The sequence below is a fragment of the Symplocastrum torsivum genome (assembly GCF_059505465.1).
The window spans coordinates 88,293-109,823 of record NZ_JCACKQ010000132.1 but is presented as its reverse complement, the minus strand read 5'-3'; the positions used below and the strand labels follow the sequence as shown (position 1 = coordinate 109,823).

The 21,531-nt window shown below is 43.6% G+C and carries 19 protein-coding genes and 1 tRNA gene; 5 read left to right on the top strand and 15 right to left on the bottom strand.

Annotated elements, in window-relative coordinates; translation table 11 throughout:
• Window positions 1-11 precede the first annotated feature (11 nt).
• Window positions 12-2,963, top strand: a complete 2,952-nt coding sequence (locus AC5JL3_RS33575) for a diguanylate cyclase domain-containing protein (protein WP_496078587.1) — start codon at window positions 12-14, stop codon at window positions 2,961-2,963.
• A 3-nt stretch (window positions 2,964-2,966) separates the two neighbouring features.
• Here the strand turns inward: AC5JL3_RS33575 and AC5JL3_RS33570 are convergent, their stop codons facing one another.
• From AC5JL3_RS33570 to AC5JL3_RS33560, 3 genes are all read right to left on the bottom strand, one after another.
• A complete protein-coding gene (locus AC5JL3_RS33570) occupies window positions 2,967-3,527 on the bottom strand; it encodes a hypothetical protein (protein ID WP_496078586.1) in 561 nt (186 codons plus the stop codon).
• Between the two features lie 137 nt (window positions 3,528-3,664).
• Complete coding sequence (locus AC5JL3_RS33565) at window positions 3,665-4,519, bottom strand: DUF2267 domain-containing protein (protein WP_496078585.1); 855 nt, start codon at window positions 4,517-4,519, stop codon at window positions 3,665-3,667.
• Window positions 4,520-4,791: 272 nt separating this feature from the next.
• Complete coding sequence (locus AC5JL3_RS33560) at window positions 4,792-6,183, bottom strand: sensor histidine kinase (RefSeq protein ID WP_496078584.1); 1,392 nt, start codon at window positions 6,181-6,183, stop codon at window positions 4,792-4,794.
• Between the two features lie 375 nt (window positions 6,184-6,558).
• Between AC5JL3_RS33560 and AC5JL3_RS33555 the strand changes: the two genes are divergently transcribed.
• A complete protein-coding gene (locus AC5JL3_RS33555) occupies window positions 6,559-7,461 on the top strand; it encodes an isoaspartyl peptidase/L-asparaginase family protein (protein ID WP_496078583.1) in 903 nt (300 codons plus the stop codon).
• Window positions 7,462-7,686: 225 nt separating this feature from the next.
• Here AC5JL3_RS33555 and AC5JL3_RS33550 read toward each other — a convergent pair whose 3' ends face one another.
• Window positions 7,687-7,932 (bottom strand): hypothetical protein, encoded by a 246-nt coding sequence (locus AC5JL3_RS33550; RefSeq protein WP_496078582.1) that lies wholly within the window; start codon window positions 7,930-7,932, stop codon window positions 7,687-7,689.
• A gap of 465 nt (window positions 7,933-8,397) precedes the next feature.
• Here AC5JL3_RS33550 and AC5JL3_RS33545 point away from each other — a divergent pair, with 465 nt between their 5' ends.
• Entirely contained in the window at window positions 8,398-8,643 is a 246-nt protein-coding gene (locus AC5JL3_RS33545) for a hypothetical protein (RefSeq protein ID WP_496078581.1), read from the top strand.
• Window positions 8,644-8,740: 97 nt separating this feature from the next.
• Here the strand turns inward: AC5JL3_RS33545 and AC5JL3_RS33540 are convergent.
• Window positions 8,741-8,813 (bottom strand) — tRNA-Arg (locus tag AC5JL3_RS33540).
• Window positions 8,814-9,274: 461 nt separating this feature from the next.
• Here AC5JL3_RS33540 and AC5JL3_RS33535 point away from each other — a divergent pair.
• Entirely contained in the window at window positions 9,275-10,018 is a 744-nt protein-coding gene (locus tag AC5JL3_RS33535) for a hypothetical protein (RefSeq protein WP_496078580.1), read from the top strand.
• Between the two features lie 165 nt (window positions 10,019-10,183).
• On the opposite strand, the gene AC5JL3_RS33530 is transcribed toward AC5JL3_RS33535, so the two are convergent.
• Both AC5JL3_RS33530 and AC5JL3_RS33525 read right to left on the bottom strand, forming a co-directional pair.
• Entirely contained in the window at window positions 10,184-11,377 is a 1,194-nt protein-coding gene (locus tag AC5JL3_RS33530) for a murein hydrolase activator EnvC family protein (RefSeq protein ID WP_496078579.1), read from the bottom strand.
• Between the two features lie 88 nt (window positions 11,378-11,465).
• On the bottom strand, window positions 11,466-11,741 hold the full coding sequence (locus AC5JL3_RS33525; protein WP_496078578.1) for a hypothetical protein: 276 nt from the start codon (window positions 11,739-11,741) through the stop codon (window positions 11,466-11,468).
• A 612-nt stretch (window positions 11,742-12,353) separates the two neighbouring features.
• On the opposite strand from AC5JL3_RS33525, the gene AC5JL3_RS33520 reads away from it, so the two are divergent.
• The gene (locus tag AC5JL3_RS33520) at window positions 12,354-12,761 is read left to right on the top strand and encodes a hypothetical protein (protein WP_496078577.1); all 408 of its coding nucleotides are present in this window, start codon (window positions 12,354-12,356) and stop codon (window positions 12,759-12,761) included.
• Window positions 12,762-12,945: 184 nt separating this feature from the next.
• Here AC5JL3_RS33520 and AC5JL3_RS33515 read toward each other — a convergent pair whose 3' ends face one another.
• The 8 genes from AC5JL3_RS33515 to AC5JL3_RS33480 form a co-directional block, all read right to left on the bottom strand.
• The gene (locus tag AC5JL3_RS33515; protein ID WP_496078576.1) at window positions 12,946-13,902 is read right to left on the bottom strand and encodes a glycosyltransferase family 2 protein; all 957 of its coding nucleotides are present in this window, start codon (window positions 13,900-13,902) and stop codon (window positions 12,946-12,948) included.
• Window positions 13,902-14,861: a class I SAM-dependent methyltransferase gene (locus AC5JL3_RS33510; RefSeq protein ID WP_496078575.1), complete on the bottom strand. Its 960-nt coding sequence runs from the start codon at window positions 14,859-14,861 to the stop codon at window positions 13,902-13,904. Before AC5JL3_RS33510 ends, AC5JL3_RS33515 begins: the two co-directional genes overlap by 1 nt.
• A gap of 95 nt (window positions 14,862-14,956) precedes the next feature.
• Window positions 14,957-16,120: a glycosyltransferase gene (locus AC5JL3_RS33505; RefSeq protein ID WP_496078574.1), complete on the bottom strand. Its 1,164-nt coding sequence runs from the start codon at window positions 16,118-16,120 to the stop codon at window positions 14,957-14,959.
• A 42-nt stretch (window positions 16,121-16,162) separates the two neighbouring features.
• Complete coding sequence (locus AC5JL3_RS33500) at window positions 16,163-16,888, bottom strand: class I SAM-dependent methyltransferase (RefSeq protein WP_496078573.1); 726 nt, start codon at window positions 16,886-16,888, stop codon at window positions 16,163-16,165.
• A gap of 184 nt (window positions 16,889-17,072) precedes the next feature.
• Entirely contained in the window at window positions 17,073-17,771 is a 699-nt protein-coding gene (locus tag AC5JL3_RS33495; protein WP_496078572.1) for a class I SAM-dependent methyltransferase, read from the bottom strand.
• Between the two features lie 215 nt (window positions 17,772-17,986).
• A complete protein-coding gene (locus AC5JL3_RS33490) occupies window positions 17,987-19,192 on the bottom strand; it encodes a glycosyltransferase (protein WP_496078571.1) in 1,206 nt (401 codons plus the stop codon).
• 76 nt (window positions 19,193-19,268) lie between these two features.
• Window positions 19,269-20,429, bottom strand: a complete 1,161-nt coding sequence (locus AC5JL3_RS33485) for a glycosyltransferase (RefSeq protein WP_496078570.1) — start codon at window positions 20,427-20,429, stop codon at window positions 19,269-19,271.
• Entirely contained in the window at window positions 20,419-21,270 is an 852-nt protein-coding gene (locus AC5JL3_RS33480) for an FkbM family methyltransferase (protein ID WP_496078569.1), read from the bottom strand. Before AC5JL3_RS33480 ends, AC5JL3_RS33485 begins: the two co-directional genes overlap by 11 nt.
• Window positions 21,271-21,531 lie beyond the last annotated feature (261 nt).

Below are 21,531 nucleotides of genomic sequence, written 5' to 3'. Positions count from 1 at the left end.
AGGATACAAAAGTGAGTAATACAGAGAATATCTCTTGCCCTTTACCTTCTGATATTGCATCAGTAACTTTCCTAAACAGGGAGGATGTGGTTGATTGCCTGAAGGTTGAACAACCTCTGCGTCGGCAAACTCAGGCATTGGTAACACTAGCAAGAAGCAAAACAATTGACCAAGGTGATTTGAATGCCGCCTTGAGGGAAATTACCGAAGTTGTCTCTGATGTCCTTGAAGTCGAGCGAGTCAGCATTTGGCTGTACCCCAACAATTCTTTTTCCCAAACAATACCGTTTTGGTTGTCTTTAGACGTTAGCAATGCCCAAGAGGTAACTAACACCGCAGATAATACAGTAATACAGTTAAGTTTAGCTCATTCAAGCATGAAATGCTTGGATTTGTACGAGCAAAGCCGAGGGTGTCATACGTCCGGAATGGAACTGGTGGCAACTGACTATCCGAATTATTTTCGTGCGCTAGCAGTTGAATGTACTATTGCAGCACATGATGCCTATACTGACCCTAGAACGCAAGAATTTGCCCAGCCTTATCTGATCCCAAACGGTATCACATCAATGTTGGATGCACCAATTTGGCTGAATGGTCAGATGGTGGGTATAGTCTGTCATGAACACACAGATTTACCACGCCAGTGGACTTCTATCGAAGTGAATTTTGTCGCTGCGATCGCAACTTTGGTTGCCCACACCATTGAAGCGTGCCATCGTGTGATCGCTCAAAAACAGTTGAGACAGCACCACCAATACTTATTAAGTGAATATCATGACGAGCTTGAGCGTTTGGTGGAAGAACGCACAGCAGAATTGACTAAAGCCAATGAACAACTGCAACAGGAAATTAACGGGCGTTCCTCCGTAGAAGCTCAATTAATTAAGTACCAGCACCACCTTGAAGAATTAGTAGAAGAGCGTACTAGAGAAATCATTAGCACAAACGAACAGCTACAACAAGAGATTACCAATCATAAGCTTGCTCAAAAGGCACTACGGGAAAGTGAGGAGCAATTTCGCTGTCTAGCGGAAGCAACATTCGAGGCAATCTCAATTAATGAGCAAGGGAAAGTACGTCAGATAAACCGTAATTTTGCTCGGTTGTTTGGTTACAAACCAGCAGAAGTGGTTGGGATGAGTTTTCTAGAATTTGTTGCTCCAGAATCTCGCTCTTATGTCCGGCAAATGATTGAGTTGGGTAGCGAACTGATGTACGAAAGTATCTGTCTGAAAAACGACGGGACAACTTTCCCTGCTGAAGTTCGTAGCAAAGCTATTCCTTACCAAGGACGCTTACTTAGAGTGACAGCCATCCGAGACATCACTAAACGAAGTCAAGCTCAAGAGGAACTTAAGACCTCTGTCTCGTTGTTGGAGGCAACACTCAATTCCACTACTGACGGCATTGTTGCCGTTAATACAGTCGGAGTCGTTGTCACCTTTAACCAAAAATTCCTTGAAATGTGGGGTATTCCTGAGGAAATTCTCAGGTCAGCTAATTTCGAGCAGCGACACAAATATTTCCAGGCACAGTTGAAAGAACCAGACGTTTTTTTGGCAAGAGTTAAGCAACTGTATGCTCAACTTGATGCTGAGGGATATGACCGGATGGAATTACAAGATGGTCGAATCTTTGAGCGCTTTACTTATCCTCAACGCAGTGGTGAACAAATTATTGGTCGTGTGTGGAGCTTTCGTGACATTACTGAAAGAGCGCGAGCGGAAGAGGCATTGCGCCAACACCTCCGGCAAGAACAACTCGTTGCGGTGATGTGCGATCGCATCCGTCAGTCACTCAACCTTGAGGATATCCTCAACACAACAGCAGAGGAGGTACGGCAGTTTCTCCAGACTGACCGAGTTCTGATTTACCGTTTTGAGCCAAATTGGAGGGGTACTGTTGTCGTCGAATCTGTAGCTTCTGAGTATATGAAAACCTTAGGCATGGTGAGGCATGACCCTTGTTTTGGTGAAGGCTATGTCCAGCCCTACCAGGGGGGACGCATCCAAGCTGTAAGGGATATTTATACAGCAGGATTAACACCTTGCCATATTGAGTTTTTGGCTCAGTTACAAGTTAGAGCGAATTTAGTTGTACCAATTTTGCAAGGAGTGAGCCGTCAGGAAAGAGTAAGCAGTTGGGAGGTAAGGGAAGTAGAGGAGGCAGGGGGAGTAGAGGGAGGTGTTTTGTCTACTTACCCAGTTCCCAGTGCTATTTCAACTAATTTGCTACAACGGAATGCTACTCTGCATCAATCCCACTCTCACTCAACTGCCCCCTCGCCTGCTTTGTGGGGATTGTTGATTGCTCATCACTGTAGTGAACCGCGACAATGGCAACCTTTGGAAATCGCTTTGCTTAAATCACTAGCGACTCAGGTAGCGATCGCAATTCAGCAATCAACGTTGTTTGAACAGCTAGAAGAGGCAAATCATGAATTACAGCGCCTTGCTTCTGTTGATGGCTTAACCCAAGTCGCAAATAGACGACGGTTTGATGAGTATCTAAAGGCAGAGTGGCATGAGAAAGCACAACTGCAAAAACCACTATCGCTGATTTTGTGTGACCTTGATTATTTCAAGGTTTACAACGATACCTATGGTCATCTTGCTGGTGACTTTTGCTTGCAACAGGTTGCACGTACTCTCCGTCAGGCGTTGAAGCGTCCTGCTGATTTGGTGGCTCGTTATGGGGGAGAGGAATTTACGGTGATTCTACCCAATATGGATACGAAGGACGCACTTCTGGTTGCTGAAGCGATTCGAGCGAACGTCCGACGGTTAGCAATTAGTCATGCGAAATCACCTGTCAGTCAGTACGTTACGCTGAGCTTAGGAGTTGCGAGTATTGTGCCAAGTTTAGAGGAAACACCTGCTCAGTTGATTGTGGCGGCAGACAAAGCCTTGTATCAGGCAAAAGCTGAGGGACGCGATTGTGCGATCGCTCATACAGCTTAATCCTTAATTCAAGAAAACTTCACCTGTTTCTTGAATTGTCATTGCACTTTTATCTACATCTAAATCAGTAGTTTCTGTTAGAGTGACTTCTAAACTTCCTGCTTCTGAAGCCTGTGGACTCACCAACAGCAAACCGCGATCTGGGCGTTGGAACGTAAGAGTTACTGGCGCTCTCAGAGTCCTTAGCGTGACATCATCACGTCCTGAAAGTGGCCGGGGTTCGGTGTCACCAACGACTTGATAAGTGATGTCTGTATACGTTTGGTTTACCAACGTAACATTAACTGTACCGTTTACAAGTACAACTGTTGCGCTAGGAGGCTGTAACTCCTCTGGTAGTGGTGGTGCCGCCTGTGCAACCACTGTACAGTTTTCTCTAGCTATATTAGCCCTGCCTTGATTAGCTAGAGCTTCAGGGGAGAGACTAAGACAAGCATTCACATTCGGAACGGGTATTGCTTGGCTACTGAGGGGAATTGCCGATATACCAACCAGTAAACTTCCAAAGATTACTCCGAACGGTCCGAAGTTCTTCGTAATCGATTCAGCCTTATTCATAGACATTTGGTAAAACAAATGGTTTATTTACTAACTGATTTAGAGGAAGGAAGCGGTTAAAGATAAAGGAAAAGGTCAAAGGAAAAGCTTTTCTCCTTGACCTTTTACAAATAAGCTATGGCGTAAATTCAATACGCGCTCGCTTACTTAGCTTGTTGCCACAATTCTAGAATTTTGTCGGGTAAGAATCCAGCAATTTCCTGAATCCGTTCCTCCGACAGTTCATCTTTCGTTGCTGCAAAAACAGCTTTAATAACCGTTTCGGGTTCTACGTCTTTTGGTAAACCCGACTCCTGACGAATCCGGAATAGGAAGGTGTCTGATTTGATGATTAGAGGTGGTCGTACTCGGCTCAAGAAACTAACAATTGGATTTGTATCTGTCCAAAGGTCTGAAATTTCGTTTTGTAGGGCTTTATCTTCCGTAGGTTCGGCTTCTGTGTGCAGTTCATCTGCAACTCGGTCAGACGCTTCGTTCGTCATCATGTCGCGCATGGTACGGAAAACAACCTCTGCAATGTCTCTGGCATCAAAGATATCTTCTAAATCTCCCTTCAACATCACTTTCTCTAGGAAAGGCATGTCTTTCGTCGCAATTGGAACAACTGGCCCTTCCTCAAGCGCTTTGGGAGGATTTGCCTCCATCTTTTCCAGCATTTTGAGACCTTTTTCAGTTAGCTGGGCGCGTTTGAAGGTAATTAAGTGGGGCAGAGGCCCATCTGGTGCACCAAAGCTATTGGCAATGCGAAAGTCTACCTCGTCTGAGTCAACGACGCTAGGAACATCTTCCTGGTTAGCATAGGCATTACCAGTGAACTCCGCATCGATAAACTGCTTTTGAGCTAAATAATCAAGGTGTCCCAAGATGTCAGATATTGAAAGGTCACGACCCGCAAAGTCTGTTTCTGTAAAACCAACTGGATGCTTCCCTTGTCCGTCACCTTCATGAATTTTTTTTAACATTATGTAAGCGACATCTTCTCTTAGACCAATCGGCATAATCTTCTCCTAAACAGGTTCAATTTCGCGATACAGTAATTACGGCTGGAGCAGTGGTGACTACGGTTATCTCGCAATTGACCCGCGTAGGCTACGGCTGCATCAGTGACCAACTTTCACTTCAGCTTGTAGCTGGATGTCGCTCTCTTGTTCCAGCCTCTTACTAGTACCTTAAGTACAATCGCCTACCTCTACATCTGTCACAGGAGGCAGATCAAAGGTATAGTTGGCGACACTTTTTGATGTATTTTGCCGTTCGTTAGTCGTAATGGCTAAGTAAGAATTTCGGGTTTAGAGGCAGGTAAGGTGACAGTAAAGGTTGTACCTTGATTGAGAACGCTTTCGACCTGGATGTGACCGTGGTGATTTTCGACAATTGCTTGTGCGATCGCTAAACCTAATCCTGAACCTGCGGCGGCTTCATGGGTTCTAGCAGGGTCTACTCGATAGAAGCGGTCAAAAATATGAGGTAAAGCTGATTCTGAGATGCCAGTGCCAGTATCACGCACTTGTACCCTTAGGAGAGATTGTGTATTTCGCGCTCCGACATTGTTAGGACGTTCTATCTGTTGTAATTCCACTTGTACAGATGCCTCACTCGGCATCTCGGTAGAAGCAGAGGTGTATTGTAAGGCGTTACTCACCAAATTTGTAAATAAACGGGCAAGTTGATCCCAGTCCCCCTGAACTGTAAAAGCATCCTCTGTCGGAAACTCAGACGAATTTTCTTCTGTGATGGCAACAGAGGGTGTTTCAACAAAATGTAGTGATAGGCAAACACCCTTTTCAGCCGCGATTATCTGCTGTTCTTCGATAACCTCCATGAGCAAAGCATCAAGGGGGACGGGTTGCCATTGGGGTTGTAGCATTCCACTATCCGCACGAGCTAAAAACAGCAAGTCATTGACTAAACGTCCTAATCGCTGAGTCAAGCGTTCTATTACCATCAACTGCTGGCGTTGTAGCTGAGGTTCCCAATCTGGATCGGCAAGGGCAACCTGCACATTGGTTTGAATCATCGCGATCGGGTTTCTCAGTTCGTGGGAGGCATCCGCCGTAAACTGTTTGAGGCGTTGGTAGGAGTCCCGCACTGGCTTGATGGCGATGCCAGAAAGTAACCAACCGATCGCCGCCGTAGACATGATCATTACAGCGGTGCCTAGAGTGAGATCGAAAATCAACTGGCGAATCGGCTTAGTCACCTCAAACCAGGGATGACTCACGCGCAGATAGCCAAGGACATGACGCCCGATTTGCACTCGTTTTGTTACCTGCCGCAGCAGGTGATCTGTGTCTACTAAATAAACCGTTTCACCAGTGTAGCTAGGGTGTACGGGAATATCGAGTGGCTCCCATAACGTTGACCACAATAGCTCCCCGGTAGGGCTAAACCACTCTAAGTCAATGTGGTCATCTTCTACAGCCTCAGCATTGTCTCGGAAACTCGCTTCAACGTTAATGCGGTAGGGAATGTCAGAGGCTTGTACGGATTCAATAACAAGCGATCGCTCTACTACTTCTACAACGTGTTTGAGAGTGTCATCAACGCGCTCAATCAACGTGCTGCGGACATAGAGGTAGACACCTGTCGCAAACAGCAATAGTAGCACTGCTGTTACTGTTGTGTACCAAAGAGCAAGGCGTCGGCGAGTAGCTTGGAACATTCTAGGGCTGGTTTTGTATCTAAAACAACAAATTGGCTTAATATACAACCCTTCCTTCAGTGCAGGTAAGACACCTCCAAGGATGAAGCGCTAATTTTTTGGTTGCGCTTGAATATAAGAGAAGTGTTAAATGCCTGCTGGTCGGGGAGTTCACCGATAGAGAACTGTCTCATTCGCTAGGCACAGCAATAGTTAGTCAGGTAAATAACAAAACCCTAGCTTAGTCGAGCAAGACTTTCCCTAAGTAGTGCTGATTTGAGCTAGTGAGCGCTTGGGCTTAAATACGCTACGACAGCAATTGGTGTAACTGATTGACTATCGCCGTTTCACTTCCAGTATCTACAAAATCTCACAATTATTTAGAAGGAACCATAGATGACAGTAGCCATAATTGTTCACGGTGGAGCCAAAACCATCTCAAACGACAAGGCTAAAGCCAATATTGATGGCTGCACAGCAGCATTAGAAGCGGGTTGGGCGATACTCCAGCGTGGCGGCAGCGCCAAAGATGCAGTTGAGGCAGCTATCCGCGTTCTTGAAGATGACCCAACCTTTAACGCCAGCATGGGCGCGACTCTCGACACCGACGGCGAGGTGTACCTTGACGCGGCGATGATGGATGGCTCTAACTTAGGCTGGGGGGGAGTCGTAGCAGTTCAAGGCGTGTCTCATCCCATCTCTGTGGCGCGAAAGATTATGGATGACAAACCCAGACTGCTAGCCTCGGAGGGCGCAGAACGCTACGCCCGTGAGCATGGCTTCGAGATGTGTAAACCTAGCAACCTGATCACTTTGGAGCAACGGCAGCACTGGGAGAAGGAAGAGGCAGTTTTGGATCGCCCTGCCACAGTTGGCTGTGTCGCCCTGGATGATAGTGGCACCCTGGTTGCTGGAACCTCGACGGGAGGCGTTGCCAATCAGCCACCTGGTCGCGTCGGTGACTCAGCGATAGTCGGTTGTGGCTTGTACGCTGACGGTAAAGTGGGCGCTTGCTCAACGACGGGTGATGGTGAGTCGATTATCCCAGTCGTCCTTGCTAAGACGGCTGTCGATTTGCTGGCTCAAGACAGACATCCAGACGAGGCAGCACAAATGGCGATCGAGACTCTCAAGCAGAAAGTTACCGGAGAGGCGGGGTGCATCCTCATAGACCCTCAGGGACGAGTTGGATGGGCACATAACTCGCAGGGTATGGCAGTCGCCTATATGACTACAGAAATGGACAAGCCAGAGGTGTTTACTCGGAAAGAATCAAAACCTTATTCACAAAAGGACTAGTTAGGACTTACGCATCATTCATTATTTTGCCGCCAACCTCTAATTCAGGGAAAGCTGGAGCTTATTCCCCCAAATCGAGGAGTGTTAGGGGGCTGATGCCTAAATCCTGAAGTCTATTATTAGTGATTCGTGAAGCAAAGAATCCCGATGTCTCTAAAAAATCGGGGTTCTGAACCGTTGGCATCTCAGAACTAAAGTAGGTATTTTCTTAAAACCCACTTCAGCCTAAGCTGCAAGATCGAGTACAGAAGAATCCAATTGCGCGATCTTTTGGAGTTGCTCTTGCACGTCAAGAGGAAGCTCACTAAAGGCACTGCCATGCCATCCTCTCGTTTCTTGATATTGCAGGAGTCCGAAATAGGTTTCTCCTTTGTGGATGTGCCACCCAAAGTTGGCTGGAATTACTTCATATCCACCTAATATCTGGGTCAAGCAACTATTAGTAGGAGCGAGGTTCTGTTGGAGTTCCATAGCTGTTATAAGTCCTTTATTTTTTAAAAGAAAACAGAATGTTTTGGCTTATAACTCTATACTATGCTTAGAAATAGCGTTCATTAACCTTCTTTAGAATCATTCGCTGACTGACTAAAGTAGGATATCATTTTAGAATCTTTTGTAAGAATAGATACTTAGCTATCAATTTTTGTATTTAACAATACTGTAATCTTTGAAATCGACTCTTTCCATAGATAGAGTAGCTAGAAAGTGATAGTAGTAACTGTAAAACCTGAGATAGAATCCATAAGAACTAGCAATCGTACATCTAGCCTCGTAGCTTAGCTTTAAGAGGAAAACTAATGTTGAGTCAGACTACTGCCCTCGCTAGAGGAAATGCGATCGCCTAAGAATTACGAGGCGTTTAACTGACTAATTGCAACCGTAAACAGGGAACGAGGCATTGCGTATACATGGGGTTCTACACCTGAAAAAAGGTTGATGTCGTTCCCGTGTGACAGCTACATCGATAGTAGTGACGAAGCGTATTTCCGAGCTATAGATGTGAGTGCCCCAGCGCAAATTCTATTTCGGTGGTTATACCAGCTAAAGATTGGGTCTTACAGCTATGACTGGCTTGACTACCTAGAAAGAATATTTTTTAACGTTCAAGACTCAATACCCGATCGCCCAAGCCCCAAACAACTGCTTCCCGGCGTCATTAATTTGCGAATATATAATTACTGATGGTCAACGACGCTAATTTGCGAAAAACGACATAATTGTGCAAAAAACGACGTTTATCTGCGAATCGCGACATATAATTTGCGAACATACAACAAAACGAGCACGGAGGGATTTGAACCCCCGACCCTCAGAACCGGAATCTGATGCTCTATCCACTGAGCTACGTGCCCTTGCGTTTAGCGGCTTTGATAACACGCTATCACAATCTACAGTATAGCTTGAATCTGGTCAGGCGACTAGAATCACTAAAAAATTTTACGTTTCAATAAGCTTTCGTCTTGTCTATCTCTAAAGGCGTGTTTTTTTTAAGAAGAGGCGTAAACCGGAGCTAGTACATCCGGAGACAAATTCCCATACAGTTATTTTCCCTGTAGAGACGTTGTATATAACAGCTACACATAACGTAACTTACTTAAAAACTTAAAAATCTTGCTTTCGACGGAACAGTTAAGTATGACTTCCGGCGGAAAGCTTAGATTTTTCTAGACGTTATTGTGAGTGTTAAGAGGAAGAAAATCAAGTTTATAATTAGCAAGCCTAGTCAATAGGGTACGGTTGTCATTGGATAACTACTGAAATACAGGGTTTAAGGTTTCTGTTAATCATTTTTTAATGAGTTCTATTAATAAAAATGCCTACTCTACAAAATCGCAATAATAATGACAAAACGGGAGAAGCTGCTAAAAATCGTTTTACTAACGGTCAAATGGCTACTCATGACCCTTACCCGAAACCAAAAAGCGATAACCCTACCAGTAAAGGTTACGGGACTTTTATAGTGGGTTTAGCTATTTCAGCGCTATTGGGTTTAGGGCTTGGTTATCTATACTTTCTCTATCAACAAAATCAAGCCGCTACTGGACAAGCGCTCAATCCAGTAGGGGATAACACCTCTCAATCAACGGATGCAGCAACTGATGATTTAGAAAACTCAGGTGACCTAACTGCGATTAATCCTTCTGCCGCTCAGACAACTGCAACTCCCCTTCCAGCACCACAGACTCTTAATCTCCAAGTCAACCATCCTAACGGTTCTGTGATGCAACTTAGAGGAATAACCTTTGCGGAAGATAGCAGTACAGTAGAACTGGCAGTTACTAATAATTCAAGAAATCCAATTAAGCTAAATGATAACCAGGATATGGTACTCAGGGATGATTTGGGTAATCAATACAACCTTGTACCAGCGCCAGAGAATCCAGAATTAGTAGTTCAACCCGGTACCACTCTGGATGGAGAGTTTGTGTTTTTGGGTCAAATCCCTCCGTCAGCATCATCGCTGACACTAACAACCAATGACAGATCTGGTGGAAACCAAGCGAACACTTCCAATCCTAAGATGGTAACTGCGAATATTCCGCTTCAAGGGCAGTAGCTTTTAGACGCTAATGAGACTTTAGATGGCAATCCTAACCCCCCCAGTGAAATCCTTGAGAGTGATTTCCTCTGTTAGTGGGGTCACAATCTCATCAACAGAGGCATTCTGAACTCCTTTCAAAGCACATTAGCTGTGCGGTAGGCAAAGTAGGCGAGTACAAGACTACAAGTAACTGCTGGGGTCTACTGGGGCACCGTCTTTACGAACTTCAAAGTGGAGGTGGGGACCCGTCGATAACCCTGTTGAACCGACTGCTGCGATTGCTTGTCCTCGCTGCACAGATTGTCCTTCGCTCACATACAGCTTACTGGAATGACCATAAAGTGTACTGATGCTGCCGCCATGGTCAATTACTACCGTATAGCCATAACCACCATACCAACCTGCAAAAATTACAGTACCCCTATCTGCTGCTCGGATCGTACTGCCATAGCTAGCACCAAAATCAATACCAGAATGGAAGCGACTGTAGCCGAGAATTGGGTGACGCCGCCAACCAAAACTGCTGGTAATTGAAGCATCGCTGGGGTAAGTAAGCTGTCCTGTACCCAAAATTACCGGAGTGCGAAGCCTTGCTTTACCAGCAGCGACAATTCTTTGAATCAAAATACCAATACCCTTGGAATCTGCTTCTAACTGCTCTTGAGCAGCCTCTAGAGCTAGGCGATCGCTATTTAAGCGCTTAACCAATTCCTGCTGTGAGGCAAGCTGTGCCTCAAACTGTGCCTTCTGGGCGAGGAGTTGCTGAGTCAGTAGAGCAATTTGGTTTTTCTGTTGCTCTATTTCCTTTTTTTGCTGGTTAATGTGATCGGCTTGGCTTTTTAAACTTAGCAAGCTTTGTTGGTCAGCTTGATACACCAACTTGACTCGCCGCCGTTGGTCAATAAATTCGTTCAGGTTTTGGCTCTTGAGTAGGATATCCCAACCAAATCCCGTCACTCGTTGACGTTGAAGGAAACGCAAGCGAGCAATCGCTGCTGCCTGTTTTTGGTAATAGCCTTGTTCAGCTTTCGCAATATCAATTTGCAACGTTTTGAGGCGCTTGTTTGCCTGTTCGATTTGAGAAGCGTAATCCTTGTATGCCGTGTCAGCCGACTGGATATCCTGTTGTATGCCACTCAGTTGCTCTTGGGCGGCTTTTGTCGCGGTTGAAAGGCGATCGCGTTCTTTTTCAACAGTCGATCGCTGCTGCTCAATTTGTTCCTGTATCTGCCGCAGGTTCTTAATTGAGCCATCTGTTGAGGTCGGTTCAGCCTGAACTGGGAGTACAAGGGTGAATGCCAAAAGCCAACAGAGTAGAAACAGTCTCAGCCCTCTCACTAGCTGAGTCAAAAAACCAAAAAGTGTCGCTCCCATCCCCTCAGGCTCAAAACCGCCAGCTCCTCAAATCATGATTATGCCCGATTTTCAGCAAAATACACACTTAATGACAGCCTAGGGGAAATTAGGGCAACTGATAAGCGGGTAGCGGCTGAAGATCAAAAGACTGTTGTTGATGGGCAATTAAAACGGCTATTGTTGAAAAGGCAAGGGACGCTAATATTGGCATCAACCATCTAATAAGCATAGTGTCTACCCAAACAAACTTGGCTATATTACATCTCGGATTTACAGAATCGAGGTGAGGTGGGGTAGCCCCACTCCATAGGGCATACAGTAGATGTTCTAGCCTTGCCGTCGTCATCCTCGCAACCGTCACTCGTGTCATCACTGAATACATCAAATAGGTTTGGGGTGAGGAGTGATGCCCTTCTTTACAAGCCTCTTTCTAGCTCGGTATGCTCTCAAGCGAAACAAGTTCGATTACAAACCCTCTCACGCGAGAGGTACGCGAGAGGGTTTTCCTATTTTTTGACAAAACTTTTTCAGCTTGTTAAAAGGTAGGCTAAGAGTGCAATGATTATTCGAGGCTTGTATAAAAAACACTTCCTTTTTTTTCAGTTTCTTGTCCATAGTTGTTAGGATTTTTTAGTTGGTTAATTACTTTATTTATCTTGTTTAATCTTTGCTTATATTTAAGTATATAATCAATCCGAAATATTCACAAACTATTCACACTGGCTGAGTAAGATTGGGATATAAATAAGGTTTTGAATTTTACACCCTCTCGTTTCCCGATTGTGAGGGTGTTTAAAATACTAATCGCTAGACTAATTGATTACCTCAGATGTACTTACTAAAACTAGCGCTCACGTTCACTACGGCAACATTATTGCTTAGCTGTACCTCTCAATTCCCAATTCCATTAGCTCGCTCAGAAGATACTTCAGCTTCCCATCCCCCTCCACTAATTTCTAATTCTCTCAAAGCGGCAATAGAGGAACTGAGAGTAATGAAAATTAAAATTGAGGAGCCAGAAGGAATTAGTTTTAAAGAATATGGGGAAGATCTTGTAGATTTAGCGGATATTACTAAGAATGCTACTGGCGATCCCAAAGCCTTAGCCGCCACCAAATCAGCCGTTGCAGGACACCAACTCGCACTACAGTTCTGGCGATGCGATCGCGTTGATGGATATGAAGCACTCTACCAATGTCGAGACAAAGTACTTAAACGTGTATTCGTTAAATATCCAGATATTGCAGCACAAGCTAATGCCGCCGTTGCTGGGGAAAAGGTATCTTATATTAGTGCTGGATTAGAGAAAGACTCAGTGTTACAAGCCATTTGGCAAAAGGCAATTGCTGACACAGATGTAGCCGTTCGGATTGTTAACCCACCTCCTCTTCAAAAGAAGTGAGGTTTTATAGCTCCAAAGCCGTCAGCTATCAGCTATCAGCTTTTTTGTTTTTCTTGCTGTCTCTAAAGTTCACACCTCCTGCTGTACCTCATCTCTCCAGGAAACCACTATATCTGAGTAGCTGTTCTCTTTGAAATTGATTTAATTTCATGTAAGGGTGTAATCCACTTTAGCTAAATATTTTCTAATTATTTACAGTGCTTTGAGTTAAATTCAAATAGAACTTAAGCCCGATTAAACGACGAATGAGCATTGCTAGTTTAGGCTTTTTAGCTACAGAAAAATAGTTCTTTAACCACTCAGATGCTATTGATAGCGCTTGTAAGCCTATACTGAGTGAATTTTCCTTGTGTGCCAATAGGTAAATACCTGAGTAAAGAATCATTAAATTCTCACATTGGGCTGGTGTATAGGACTGATTTGTATCCAGTATGTATTGCTGATTGAGTTCAATTGCAGCGTGAATGCCTTGAAACCATTTTTCAAGATTAAAACTTTGGTTACGGCACTGGGGAGTTTCCATTCGATACAAAGCTCCCTTGCTTGTCCCATAAACAACAGTAGATTGGCTAACTAACTTAAACCAGAAAGCAATATCTTCTGCTAAATATTGATCAAGTTGTTCTGGCCAATAACAATCAGGCGATAAAACTGAACGCTTAACTAAAGCCGCATGAACAGCCCAAGGAGCAAATGCGATCGCTTTATCTCGCAAAATCTGATTGGGTTGTCCAATTCCGATTGGTGCCTTAAGTATCCTCTCAGTTGGATTAGCATCAGTAAATTCCTGCCAGTGACAGGCAACAATCTCAGCTTCCGGATGAGCCTTTGCTGCTATTAACTGTTGTTCTAAATGGTCAGGTGCTAACAAATCATCAGCATCTAGAAACTGAATCCATTCTCCTTGAGCTAATGTGAGTCCATAATTACGAGCAGCCCCTGGCCCTTGTTTTGGCGACTGCAATAAGTGGATACGCGAATCTTGAAATTGCTGCGCTTTTTCCCAACTACCATCAGTTGAACCATTATCTACTATCAGCATCTCCCAGTCCGGGTAGGTTTGGGAGAGCATCGACGTAATCGTGTTGGCGATGTAGGGAGCCTTGTTATACAAGGGAGTAATGATAGAGACAGTGGGCATTACTTTTTACGGAGCCATAAGCTACCACAATGATGATAAGGCTCTTTCCAGTCCAACACTCCAGACCACAATCTAGCAACGTCTTGGGGATAGTCTACAGACAACCAGTGATTGGCTAAAACAACCTCAAATTTATGATTGTAGGCGAGAAACGCTTCCAGCATATATTGCTCATTCCAAGCTCTACGTTGCTCAATGAGCCATTTTGGTGGGTAGTCGTAGGGAAAGAAGATGTCATGAAAGTGAATCCAAACGCCGCTAGAAATGATAGGGAGAATATCTAGGATTTCCCGACAAACATCACTCCCAAACTTAACAGTATGAGTTGAATCAATAAAAAGAATATCGTCTACCCCTAACTGCTCAAAAACTTTCAGGTCGATAGTTTCAACTCGTTCAGAAATAAGTTGAATTTCGAGATTTGCTTCAGTTAGTTGTGGCTCAGGATAGGGTTCGATACATATAATTTTACCTGCCTTTCCCTCTTGTTGATTTTTGGCGATCGCTTTGGCTGCAATTTGAGTTGAATATCCACACCCAATTTCTATAATCTTTGAGGGGTTGACTTTCCTTAAGAGTGCATAGTAAATAGCTGCATCTAATTCAAAATAAAACTCATTAAAGAAATCGAACTTTGCATCAGAGGCTTGCTCATCAGCTAGTTCCTGAATTTCTGTACTGTAAATACTTAATTCTTTAATAAGGTAAACTTGAGCATCTAGATGCCAATCTATACAATTATAAGAACGTCTTTGGAGAACCTGCTCAGGGGTGATTTTTGCAAATTCTGGTAACGGTTCGTAGTAGTGAAATTTACGAATGGAGTACTCCCACTTATCTGCAAGAGTCGGATTTCTCTGGAACAACCAAAGAAATCGATTAACTACCCGAAAAGGCAATAGCTTCAGAATTGCTAAAAATAAATCATCTAGAATATTATTTACGGATTTAGGTAACATACTTGAATACTTTTTATTTTCAGCTAGCGAGTAGGTAGGTTAGAGATAATAGTAGTACAGCGCTAGACTAGACTATTATAGTTACATCATTAATCTTATTTATACTCTTTGCATACTTGATAAAGACCATCAACAAATTGCTGTTGAATTTTTCCTGGATTGAACATTCCTTGTGCCATTACTAAAGCTTTGTTGGCAAGGTGTGTTTGCTCCTCCGGTTGAGTTGCCAATTCTTGGATAGCTTTCACTAAATCCTGCACCAATGAAGATGTTACAACCAATGCTGATTGGTACTTGCGTCCCCAACGAACGGCTGAACAGTATTCAGGCCCCCAAATAATAACAGGCCTAGTGTATTGACAATATTCAACTAACTTAGAGGGAAAACTCGTTTCTGCCCAACGGCGATTTTTTGGGTCAAAAGATATTGTAACGAGTAAAGCACTAGCTGTTTTTAACTCATGCCTCAATAAATCTCTCGAAACCAGTCCACGATATATGCCTTGTTCATTAAGCTGCTGTAGTTGAGACTCTGACCAATTTGGAGGACGACCGAATAATTTTAACTGTACTTCTTGAATGTCTTGTAATGCCGCAGACAAAGCTTGCAGCATTGGCGCATAAATCCCCGAAAGGCTACCTGCATAAACTAGGTTAAATGACTTTTCATCGGCGAGGATTATGGGTTTTTCTGCAATTGTCAATCGATCAGGAATAGGGTACAGGGTTTGTGCATTTTGGTGATTACCTAATAGTTGTTGCATTTCCTCACTCACACAAAAAGCGATCGCACTTTGCTGGTATAGCTTCTTAAACCGCCATTCTACAGATTTCTTTGCCCAAGGATGTATGGAAGCTAAGTTTGGCCACCAATCATGAAAAATCGTGACCAATGGTATATTAAACTCTTTAGACATCTTCTGGGCAGCTATCCAATGGATACCCTCAGCAACCGTAATAATCAAGTTAGGTTGAGCATTTTTTATATATTTCCGAATAATTTTATAGTTAAAAAAAGGATGGAAGCACTGATAGATATCATGAATCCAGCTTGAAAGCCTTGTTTGTGTTAGGCGATTAAGAAGTCGATTCGGTTTAATTTCTAAAAAATTTTCAGTAAGGATACCGTCTAAATCATCGGTTGCGATCGCTAGCTTCAGTTCAGGCATCTCTGAAAAATGCCTGTAAAGAATTACCTCGCCAGCCGTAGTATCTCGCGGCACAGCAGAAGAGATCAGTAAAATTTTTAAATCATTCATTGACTATTTGAAAAACAAGAACAATTTTCTTGATTTTCTTCATTAATTTTTAACCGAACAAATCCAAATAATCGTGCTATTTAGCAAACTACCGAACCAGGGCAAAGGCGTTAAAATCCTCCGCTCAATGGTTACTTTTTGCTGTAGCAATTTCTGGATTTTTCTATAGTCAAACCCCTTGTGGCTCCTGAGCGGTTTATTTAATGAATGAGACGAGGGAAAGCTGTTGGTATCCCAGAGAACTGAGGCAGCAAATAACTCACCTAACTGGTAGCGCTCATAGCCATAGTTTCCTTTTCGATTAGCAATGTAGCGTCCGACTTGCTTAAAAAAGAGTGATGGACCAATTTCAATCGGGACAGAAATCACTATTTTTGCCCCTGGTTTGCTGTAGCGCAACATCTGCTCTAAAACCTTGTCCGGTTCTCCAACGTGTTCCAGCGTTTCGGTGCAAATAATTAAATCGCAACTCTTAGGGGAAATTTTCTCTGATAGTTCGTGAGGCTGACAGAATTGAAATCCCGGTATATCCGCAAACAAATCCTTGCAAGCTGATAGCATGTCCCAATCGATGTCAACGCCAACTCCTTGCTTAACCAAGTTCTGTTCATAAGCCATTTTCAATAGCCAACCGTCGCCGCAGCCATAGTCTAATGCCTGAGTATATTGAGTGCTACCAATTGCCTCCAGAATAGTGCCGAAGCGGGAGCGATGCGCCAGACGAGTTAGGTGATTACCCTGCTGAAGTATGCGTTGAGAATAAGACATGGGGTGATTAGTCCACAGTTAGAGATTTAAGAAGCAGTTGTTGGTTAATGATATGTAGCAGTTCTCAATCAACTCATTTTTGAGCACGGACAAAGAAGATTGTGGTATCTTCCCACACTCCTTGATCAGTTGTTACTTTCTCAATTTCTGCTCTGTACTCAACTTGTAACTGATCTAATTGTTCCTATGATAGTTTTGCTAACAACGGATTGCCTTTAAAGTTTAAATTAATCCACTTCCAAGATGCTCCGTCACCCCTTAGCTTACGATACCGTCCTGATGGCTCAATTTTGACTTCGATATTTCTAAAACCCGCCTGTTCTAGTAGATTGTGGCACTTTTCGGTAGTACCATAGGGTTCGTGGATGTGTGGTATTGATATGCCCAACACTTTCGTGCAGATACTTTTGTAAACAGGTGCCATATAAGCTGTTTCGGGAGGACAGGTAAATGCAACAAACCCTCCTGGTTTAAGGAAACGATACCATGTTTGCAAACTTGCAGGAATATTACTTAGAAACATAATTGCTTCACAGCAAAAGATGGCATCAAAACTACTCTCGCTAAAGTTGAGGTAATTTGCATCTGCCTCAATCAACTCAATGTTTTTTACTCCTGTGGCTTCAACTTTCAGTCTTGCTTGATGGAGCATTCCAACGGACATATCTACACCAATAACATAGCCCTCTGAACCCACTTTTTGAGCAGCAGGAATCGCAACTAAACCTGTTCCAGTTGCTATATCAAGAATTTTCTGTCCTTTCTCAATTGGGACAGATTCAAGTAGGAAATTAGCGTCACGCGGATGGCGAGTTCCTTCCTCCTGATCATAGGCAGTTCTACTATTGTAGAGTTCTATTACCTGCTGTTTATAACTATCCATACTTGTTTCTCTCTTACTGTAGCCTCAATACGCCGTTCATGAGGAATATAAAATAGAGACGAGTGTAATAGAAAAATAGATTATGATTTGAATCAATCATTGGTTTATAGCAATTCTTGTTTCAGTGAGGTCCATCTAAGTTTTTTGCCCATTTCCAATTCCAAATTCTCGAAAACGCTAAAATTTGTACCTCATCCACATGAGAACCGCTATATCTATTTCAAGTAGTCAGAAGCTAGAGCTTGAGGAATTGGTTGCTGCTCTAGAAGAGAGTAATAAGTATGGCTAAGGCTAGAAGCGATCGCACTCCAGGAATAGCGGCACCTTACTAAGCGCTTGCCATTCTCGCCTAACTTCTGCCGTAACTCTGGGTTGGTGAGTAATTGCGCGATCGCATTTTGCACTGCCTCAATCTCTCCTTTGACAATTAAACCTGCCGACTCGGCAGCAATATCTGGAGCAATTTGGACATCTGGAGTGATAATCACTGGTAAGCCAGCCGCCATCGCTTCCGCCACTGCAATTCCAAAGTTTTCTGTATAGGATGGCAAGACGAAAATATCTGAACCCTGCAACAGTAAGGCCTTTTTTTCACCCGTTACGAAGCCAGTGATTGATGTTTGTGAGGCTAGTCCTAAAGACGATACTAAGTTAGTCAGATAACTTAGATAGCCTGAGTCTCCTGAACCTGCTAAAATCAGATGAAATTTTTTGTTTTTTAAAGCTAGCTTGTTGAGAGCTTCGATTAGTAAGTCGGGACGCTTTTTGGGATGGAGGCGGGAGAGAAATAAAATAATTGGTGTTGTCTCAGGTATTCCATACATACGATGAAGATGCGCCTTAGCTTGCGGTTGCAGGGTAGGTAAATGCACACCATAAGGGACGACAAAGCTGGGCGTTGAAACCTGAAAATCCTGCACATTCTGTGATTCTTCCAGAGTAGAACAGTGAATTGCTATGGCTGACTTGAGATTATGACGTTCAATTTTTGAATAAATTTGCTTTTTGAGCTTTTGATGCGCCAGTGCCCAAGGTGTTAGCATCCCGTAGGGAGTAGCGATGTAGGGAATTCCTTGCTGTCTTGCGATCGCTGCGGCACAAGTGGGAGCAAAGGAGAATAAATAATGAGTGTGTAAAATGTCATAATTCTTGGAATTTTGCCACAGCCAGTGAGCTAAGTCTGGTGAAAAGATATAGTCTCTCAACGGTGGTGAGAAGCGGGGGAGAAACCAGACAGGAACTTGCTCATATTCAATACATTGGCGCAGTGGCACGTCGAGTCGTTCTAAACCGTTATCATCAGTCGTAGCAATTTCTGCATCAACCCCACGCGCACGTAAGGCTTTAACCATTTCTAGAGTGATTTGAGTCGGCCCACCTTTAACTTTGGCAAGTGAAGGAATGACGTGCAAAACTTTCATGGTAGATGGCTAGTTAGTAATGAGCGAAAGATGCGTAATAACCTGTATGAGTAGTGAAATAACTTGTAATTTACCTCTACTGCGGTTTAATTCCTGTCTCTAGCTGAGAGGTTTCCATGAGTTCAGCTAACCTTTGTTGGAAGCACTCAAACCCAAACATTTCAATCACTTTTTTTCGTAAAAGCTCAGGTTGATAGAGGATAGGATGATTATAAGTGTTTTGCAAAATTTGAATAAGTGTTTTGGCGATCGCATCTAAATCATCAGGTTCAACTAAAGCACCGAGTTCTCCCTGGCAAAGGGCATCAATTGCACCATCTTGATTCCCCCCTAGGGTAGGTTTGCCACACGCTAACGCTTCTAGGTACACAATCCCAAAGCCTTCTCCTTTACTGGGCATCGCAAACACATCACAAAGATTGTAATGATCGCACATTTCCTCATCTGGAATAAACCCAGCTAAAGTTACACAGTGTTGCAGGTTCAGTTGGGTGATTAATTGTTCAATGCGAGGGCGATCGCTTCCTTGACCCACTAGAATGTAATGAACATTCGGAATCTGGCGGCGAATCTCAGGTAAGGCTTGCAGGATTTTGTCGTACCCTTTATAGCGATCGCTACTGTCGAGTCTGCCAACGGTAAGAATAATGGGTTGTTCTGCTGTCAGGTGATAACGACTCAGTAAATGTTGCGGCTTTGGGGCGATTTGGAAGCGACTTACATCAAACGTACAGGGTAAAAGAGAAATTTTATCAGGATTTAGGTTTTGTTCTTTGAGAAGGCGATCGCGAGTGTAACCACTGACAGCGAGAATGCGATCGGCATTGTGCAACGCCTTCTGCAAGCCTTGGCGCTTGATACTCCAAGCTTCCGTACCATGAGCAACCACCCAATAGGGAATTCCAGCGACTTGCTTGAGCCAGCAGGCGGCTGGTATGAAATTGACATGCGTCGAGATAACAACGTTAGGTTTTTGCCAAAGTCCATGTCCAACTAGTTGCGCGGCAAAGATAGGAGTTCGTAAAGCCAAGGGGAAAGTCCCAGAAAAATGGAACTGAGTCTGATTCAAAAAATAAGGAAAGGCATGAGTATCGTGCTTGAGGAACACCTCATACTGGCTTTTGGGAGATAAATTCTGTAGAGCCTTTAAGAGGAAGGTTGAATAAACTTGAATTCCTCCCTTGAATTCAAAAATATCAGGAAACCAAAGATGGATTAATGAACCTTTATTCTTCATTATTCACATTCTTGTCAATTGGCAAGAACAAACCATTTGCCCACTCAGGAATTTGGAAATCTGCTTGTTTTAGTGGGTCATAAAGTTTACCATTTTCCTCGAAAAAATAACATTGATAGCCAAATTGCTTCAGGTAATCAATAACAGCTTGCCCCTGACCATTTGACGACGTTAACTCTGCATAGATGGCTCTAATCCGTTGCTCTTTTAGCCAAGTCTCCGCTCCTTGCAGCGCTGCAATCTCATAGCCTTCGACATCGAGTTTCCATAAATCGACTTTCTCAATACAACGCAATGCTAATTCGTCTTCTAATCGTACAATCTCGATAGGTTCACCCTCAGTATCAGATACTCTCGCCCAACAGCCGTGCATAGAACCAGAACCCCAGCTATCCAGGCGTAATTGAGTAGCCGATGCGCCAAGTCCTCGCTGGATGAGTTCTACGGGTAGAGTGGGATGAGCCACCAAACATTCCTTCAACCAATCAATTTGTTGTGTTCCAGGTTCAAACGCAAGTACTTTTCCTTGTGGTACCCACTGAGCCAAATACAACAGCATTTGACCAATATTTGCTCCTGAATCTACAACGACACCATTAGGTGGCAGAAACTTACGCGCCCAGTTAAGAAATGGCGCACCTTCATATTTGCCATAGACAATCCAGCGATGAGGAATTAAACTCAGGTCAAGTTTCCAAGTAATGCCAACAGCAGTATCAACCCAGCAAATTCCTTGTTGAGCCAGTACCTTACCAAAAAGTCGTTCGCAAATTCCCAGTTTGTGAGGAAAGTCAAAGGGTTGTAACCAAGTTAAAGGTAAGGGTAGAGTAACAGTCTCCATAAATTTTTAGCATTGAACATTTAATAATCAAGGAGTTATAGGCAAGGAAAATTTTACATTTTTGAGAATTTTATACTTGGTAATGGCTACCTTAATACGAATGGCACTGACTTAAGGGAAATGAGCGAGTCCAGCAGTCCAAAAAATTTCTCGATAAAAGTTGTGCTTTATTCAACAACACGGATAAACTGCACTCTCATCAGTACCGATAACACCTTGTGTAGGGGGACTGGGGGCGGCACTCTGCCCCCACCGGAGCTT